Source organism: Parendozoicomonas verongulae (assembly GCF_009711465.1).
Taxonomy (GTDB): Bacteria; Pseudomonadota; Gammaproteobacteria; order Pseudomonadales; family Endozoicomonadaceae; genus Sansalvadorimonas; species Sansalvadorimonas verongulae.
Map to the genome: position 1 here is coordinate 1 of NZ_SMME01000721.1, position 6,511 is coordinate 6,511.

Below are 6,511 nucleotides of genomic sequence, written 5' to 3' on the forward strand. Positions count from 1 at the left end.
GAGCAGATCTGAATAAGACATGGAATGGTGTGACGCCTTTGTTTCAAGCGGTTGCGAATGGCCATGTCGAGGTGGTTCAAATTTTGTTGAATGCTGATGCTAATCCATTTATTGGATGGAGGTGGTTTTGGTTTTTCACCACAAGCCCATTGAGCGCAGCAAAAGAAGGTAGACCATTTCTCAGAAGAAAAAACCCTGCTAAGTATGACAGCTATACAACAATCATTAATGCACTCAAGCAGGCAACCCGCAAGTCCAAGAATTACAAACCAGTAGCAACCCACCTTCCTACTGAAGAAACGCCTTTGTTAGAGAGGTTTTCCGCTCTGCATTTGCAGCACAAATAAAAATAAGTACCCGAACCATTGCTTTCGCATATGCTGAAACGGGTAGAGGAGATATCAGTCCTGGTTGAAATACTGAGAAGCTGATCGACCTGCTCCTGACTCAAGGGAGTACCGGTAGCCACAAATTCATAAAACCGGTACTCACCCACAGGCAATAGTCACAGATAAAGAAAGAGGAATGTTACATCCACCGACAACAAACCCATCACTTTTCCAGCATCCCCTTTATCTCTGCAACCGCTCTTTTTAAATACTCCCGCCAGCGCTGTTGGTAGTACTGTTGCATGGCATTGCGGGTCTTTTGATCCATCCCGGATGAAGGCGTATACCTTATATCCAGATCGTCCAGCTGAAGAAGCTCGTAGATGTTTATCCACTTTTCCTCTTGCTTTTCAGTAAACCGGAGTTTCAAGTTAGGGTTGATGATGTACTGCCCGCGTTTGATACGCTTGAACAGTTTACGGTTGTAGGGAGCGTCTCGCTCAACTTCGTTACCGGACAGTATACTGCTAATATAGCTCTGCTTTTTACGACGCAGAGGCAGTACACTTTCTGGTAAGTGTGCCACGGCTTCGGCCAGGTCTTTAGCATTGAATCCCTGGTGAGCAAATAGCATATCGCCAAGGGTGCGATAAAACTGGGCACACATCAGGTTGAAAACAAACAGCCCCATCAGCTTTTTATCCAGCTTAATGAGACGCCCTTCAGCCTGTATTGCCACACTATCCGGCTGGAGGCACTCAAAGATAGAGGGTAATTTTTTGTTAGCATAGGCCGGATTGTTTAAAGCCATTTCCATGGCCATTTGCAAAGCATTGAGACCATTGGAACCTGTAAGGTCAGTGGCAGCCCCCCGCTCCAGCAGGGCTTCTACCAGACCAGTATTGCCGGTTTTCACCGCAACCATAAGTGGGGAAAGATTGAAAATCGTACGATGGTCAATACCGTATTTCTCTGTATCCCGCAACACGCTGCCAAAGTTCTTCAGCTCATAAGGCATGTAGTGTTTCCGAAATAGCTGACTGAGGTTTTTACTCTCGTCGGCAGAAGCTGCCTTTACATTCTGACTTGCAAGAGCATTGAGCGTGGGGCGATGGTGGTAGAGCACAGCATATTCCAGGGCCAGAATGCGCTTTTTCTTATTGTTGCCAGACAACCCTTCTTCACAAAGCGTGTCGAATGCCTCCCGGTTGAACACCGGCCAGGGCACTGGCTTCTGCTGCAGAATACGGTTGCGAATATCATCAGCCTGATCCTGTTTGCCCTGCAGCTCCAGTTTATGGGCTTCCTTCTGCCACTCTTTCAGGGAGGAGTCCTGCTGATCGAGTGACAAATCGCCGGTAAACCGTTCTAAATCCAATAGCCGGAACAAGGGATGCTTAAGGTTGCTCTCGATGATATACAGATTGCTGACAGCACGGGTTATCGCCACGTACAAGGCATTAATATAAAACTTGTACACCTCAAGGGATTTATCACGCTTATCCTTGCTGCGTGCATAGTTGAGGGTATCGCCCTCCAGCAGGGCAGGGTCTACTCCCGTGGCAATTTCCCGAAATGCTTTCTCTTCATCCGAGATAAAATTGAACAGAATGATATTGTCGTATTCCAGCCCTTTCGCTTCCTGAATGGAAAACACCAGAGGCGTTTTAAACCAGCGGCTGGCCAGTGCTTTCTGATCCGGGTGCATAACCAGCACAGCAAAACGGGTAGAGCGCGCCGTTTTGCTATCAAGATCCTTTTTGATTTTGTCAGAATCGTTCAACACCTGAAGCTGGCCAGACTGACCGCCAATACTCTGAACGAGGTAGTTACTCTCCTTATCTATAGAACCAAAACGGGTTTGTTTGAGTTTGAGAATCCGGTTAGCAATAGCGGTGATCACCGGTGAGTTGCGGTAGTTAGTTTGCAACACCCGAATAATCTCCCCACTACCAGACAGCTCCTGCTCACTAAAGAACAGCGATTTGACCTTGCTCCAGGAGAAGAAGTTCGGGTGCACGATCTGGTTGGAGTCACCACATAGCAGAAATTGCCCGGTTTTTGCTGACTCTTTGTGCAAAGTTTTCAGAATCAGATACAACTGAACATTGGTGATATCCTGCACCTCATCAACCACAATAAAGTCATACTTTGGCGACACCAGAGCCTGATACTGGTAACTGACGATATTACTGTCGTACAACCCTTCATCACTCATCCAGTTGAGGTAGCGTTCAAACAGGTCGTAGACGGCATGACGCTCTTCATCGTTAAAGATGGATTGCTTAACCCCAAGCTGTAAATAATCTTCCCGGGTGAGCCACCCTTCTTTTGTTGTGGGAGATGGTGAACTGGTGAGCACACCACGAAACTCCTCGAAGACTTTGTGGGGGTCTCGCAATTTGCTCTTGTGGCGATGAAACCAGCGTTCAAACAGTTTCAGGTTGACTTCCTGTCCCGCAGGGACTCGCAGGCTCTCCAGAAACTCTCGAAAGGACAGGAATTCTACATTCTGATTTTCATTCTCGTAGCCGTTAGCGTAATAAAGGCTGCGAGCGTTTTGAACGAGGAAGGGGGAGAGACTGATATAAAGCACATCCCCTGTTGCCTGCTTCATTTTCTCCAGCGTCAACGCTGTTTTTCCGCTGCCTGCACTGCCGATCACCACCAAAGGCGGTGACATTTGGTAAATTTCATCCTGCTTTTCATCGAAGGAAATAATTTTATCCAGCAGATGAAAGCGTTCGCTATCGTTATTCAGGTAAACCGCCGGTTCGGGAGTCGTGGCCTCCGGATCGCTGATAGCAGGAATTTTATCTTCATCCAACTCAGCACCCTGACGAAGAAATCGGGATTTTTCATAAGCATGATTAGGCACATGCTCAAGAATCAGGCAGTAGGTTGAATCCTTATAACTGTGCATACTGAACAACAGCCTGTCACTTCGATTCAGGCGCGCACGGTAGAGGTTATCGCCAATTTTACGAACATCCGCCTGATCAAAGTTGCCAGCTTGCAGTGCTTTCAGAATTTTGGGCAGACCTTTTATTTTCTCGGGCTGCAGATCACTATACAAAAGAGTTTTCACAGAGATCCAATTAGGCTGATTTTTGACTATCAGGAAAAATACCAGATGCTCAAAGCTACAGCCAGCAACGCGAAGCAGTTCTCGTCAAAAAACAGGAAGGACCTGTTGCAAGCTCAGGTCAAGCGACCTCAAACAACCGACCTCAAACAAGCGACGCTACCAGGCTATGTGAAAGTAAAGACTCAGGTACTTATGCTGTGATAAAAACTCCCGTCCAGATTAAGTCATCACAAATTGCATAACATCCTGCAAAGTGTCGACAGACCGGATAGGAGCAGCAAATAGATTTATTGAATGCCAGCTCGATTCTTTGAGCTGTTACATCCACAGACTTCAGACTTATGTCATGAAAATCAAAAAATGTTCTTATCAACGGATTAAGCGCTTTATAGAGGCTTTCTTTGATGCTGAACACCAAACCAAACCACTCATCGGGATGGAATATATCAGCATAAACTTCACCCAGCCGGACATCTTGCGCTGTTAAAACAGATCCCCGCAACTCACTCACTATGGACTCTGCAGGTATCCTCTCAATATCAACCCCCATAGACCGTAAGCCCCTCATATCAGCAACAACGGAGCAGGCCACTCCGTCACTGTGACTTATCGAACCACAAAGCCCTTGAGGCCATAAGGGGGAGGAACCACACACTTCACCTGGACGTACAATAATATCCTGAGTGAATCCAAGCACCTTCAGACAGTTCTTCGTGCAGTATCTTCCTGCCAAAAACTCAATCTTTCGCTTCAAAACACAGAAATGAAGATATTCATCGGGATATTGCCTTGTTTCCTGCCGTAAAAGGTGGAAAACATCCTCGCTGTACTGAAAGCGTACCGCATGCCCAGCGCTTCCGGAAGGCAGGGAAAGCGGCAGATAAAAAGATGTAAGATTACCCGTCATTATCAAAAAAAAGCACCTCATATTTCGAACCAGCTACACTTCCTGCCGCTTGTAAATAATTAGTGTCTATACAGTGCGCTTCCAAGTGGAAGTCTCCCTTTTTGAGTACCGTAAAAAATGACATTTCATAAGCCATCTCAAGTCGAAACAGTTCTCGATCTTATCTGGTCCCACGCACGTACAACGCCAGAAAAAATAGCACTTCGGTACATCAAAAAAAATGAAAGAACGCCAAGAACTATCACCTATTCCCAACTCCAGACCTCTATCTGTTGCTATGCCAGCGAGATCCAAAAACACTTCCAGTCTGGTGAGACTGTGCTTATTGCTTTCCAGCCCGATATGGAGTTCTGGTTTAGCCTGCTTGGTTGCATGCACGCAGGTATTATTCCCGTCCCCATACCGTTAAGCCATGAACATCGACGGTTGCAACGGCTACGCAACATCGTTAAAGATTCCTGTTCAAGAGGCTGCCTGTGCCTGAAATCGCACCAGCAGCTCCTTAGTGAAGCTCTATCGGGTGCTGAATCAAAAACCATAAAAACTATTGCAACCGATCACTTTTGCCAGGTGGTCGTTCCTGTCAGCCCCTCATCGGCTACAGCTAACGATCTTGCCCTGCTCCAGTACACATCAGGTTCAACCGGGAATCCGAAAGGCGTCGTCCTCACCCATGCCAATATAGTTGCCAATATTGAGGGCTACTATCGCCCGACAATGCGTAGTCCACAGCAGCAGCTTGTTAACTGGCTCCCCCTGTTCCATGATTTCGGATTGATTCCTTCAGGCTTATGGCCCCTGTATATAGGCGCCACAGTCACACACATACCGACAGATTATTTTCTGGAAGATCCGCGTATCTGGCTGGACGCCATCCATCAATACCGGGGGACATACGCGAGTATTACACCCACCGCCCTTGATTTATTGATAAGCCTTCTTCAAAAACAACCCCTTCCGGAGATGGATCTATCCAGCCTTGAAGCAATTGTTATTGCTGCCGAACCAGTGAACCCAAAGCACATTGACACCTTTAATGAGCTTCTTTCACCTTTTGGCCTGAACAGGAATGCCCTCACCCCAGCCTACGGTATGGCCGAAGTCACCCTCTGTGTTTCAATAAGTACAAGCAGACAGCCATTAAGAGTGCTGAACCTATGCAGTGAAAGCCTCAAAAACAATTTCATCCGTGTTCATCCCTCACCTCAGGCGTGGGATTACCCTGTTGTGGGATGCGGCCATCCGGTGGGAGACACCCAGGTTGCCATCGTAGCCCCCGATACTCTTTCCTCGCAGTCAGAAAACCAGTTAGGAGAAATCTGGGTAAGAAGTTCGGCTACTGCCCAGGGTTACTGGCACCAGGAACAAGCGACAGAAGACACATTTCATGGCATCACTCAGGATGGCAGCGGACCTTGGTTAAAGACAGGTGACCTCGGTTTCATAAATGATGGAGAGATCTTTATTACCGGCCGCCTTAAAGACATGATAATCATCAATGGCCAGAACATTTATCCCCAGGACATAGAAGAAACCGTATCAGCTACCTGCCATAACGGCGTGAACTACCACAATACGGCAGTTTTCAGCATTACCGTTGAGCAGAGTGAGGCTTGCGTTGCCATTCAGGAAACCAAAAGCAATATTACTGAACAGGAACAGCGAGAACTTATTCGTCAGATTCAGGAAGATATCAGGCTCTGCCACCAAATTGCGCTTCACGACATTGTTCTTATACCCAAACGAACACTGCATAAAACATCAAGCGGAAAAGTCCAGCGCAGGAGTATGAGAGCCGCCTACCAAAACGGCCAGCTGCAAATTATAAACAGCCTGCGGCAACTACGCTTGAATCGCAACCTCTCCTCGGAAGCACCGTCACAAACAACAGAAGCCAGGCTATTCAAGCTCTGGCAAACTGTTTTACCCGGTGAAACCATTACTATCCATGACAGTTTTTTTTATTTAGGCGGCGACTCCTTAAAAGCCATACGGTTGTGTCATGAAATCAGTCTGGATAGCGAAAAAAGCATAACTATCACGGAATTGCAACAGTATCCAACCATTGCATCTCTGGCAAGATATATTGACCAGACCAGTACCGACGAGGCACTGGCACTTCCCCAGACATCTCCGGATCCGGATCACGCTCTTGCCCCCTTCCCCCTGAACCCCATTCAGCAGGCC

4 protein-coding genes are annotated in these 6,511 nt (G+C 47.2%); 2 read left to right on the top strand and 2 right to left on the bottom strand.

The features are described 5' to 3' along the window. Positions 1 to 347, top strand: a 347-nt coding sequence (locus E1189_RS03875) for an ankyrin repeat domain-containing protein (protein ID WP_155158755.1), incomplete at its 5' end; no start/stop codon positions are given. Positions 348 to 552: 205 nt separating this feature from the next. Here the strand turns inward: E1189_RS03875 and E1189_RS25875 are convergent. After that, on the bottom strand, positions 553 to 3,417 hold the full coding sequence (locus E1189_RS25875) for a UvrD-helicase domain-containing protein (protein ID WP_155158756.1): 2,865 nt from the start codon (positions 3,415 to 3,417) through the stop codon (positions 553 to 555). A gap of 190 nt (positions 3,418 to 3,607) precedes the next feature. Then, positions 3,608 to 4,324, bottom strand: coding sequence for a 4'-phosphopantetheinyl transferase family protein (locus E1189_RS03885; RefSeq protein ID WP_230460129.1), 717 nt, complete (start codon positions 4,322 to 4,324; stop codon positions 3,608 to 3,610). A 117-nt stretch (positions 4,325 to 4,441) separates the two neighbouring features. On the opposite strand from E1189_RS03885, the gene E1189_RS03890 reads away from it, so the two are divergent. Beyond that, positions 4,442 to 6,511: AMP-binding protein (locus E1189_RS03890; RefSeq protein ID WP_196221173.1), on the top strand; the 2,070-nt coding region annotated here is incomplete at its 3' end.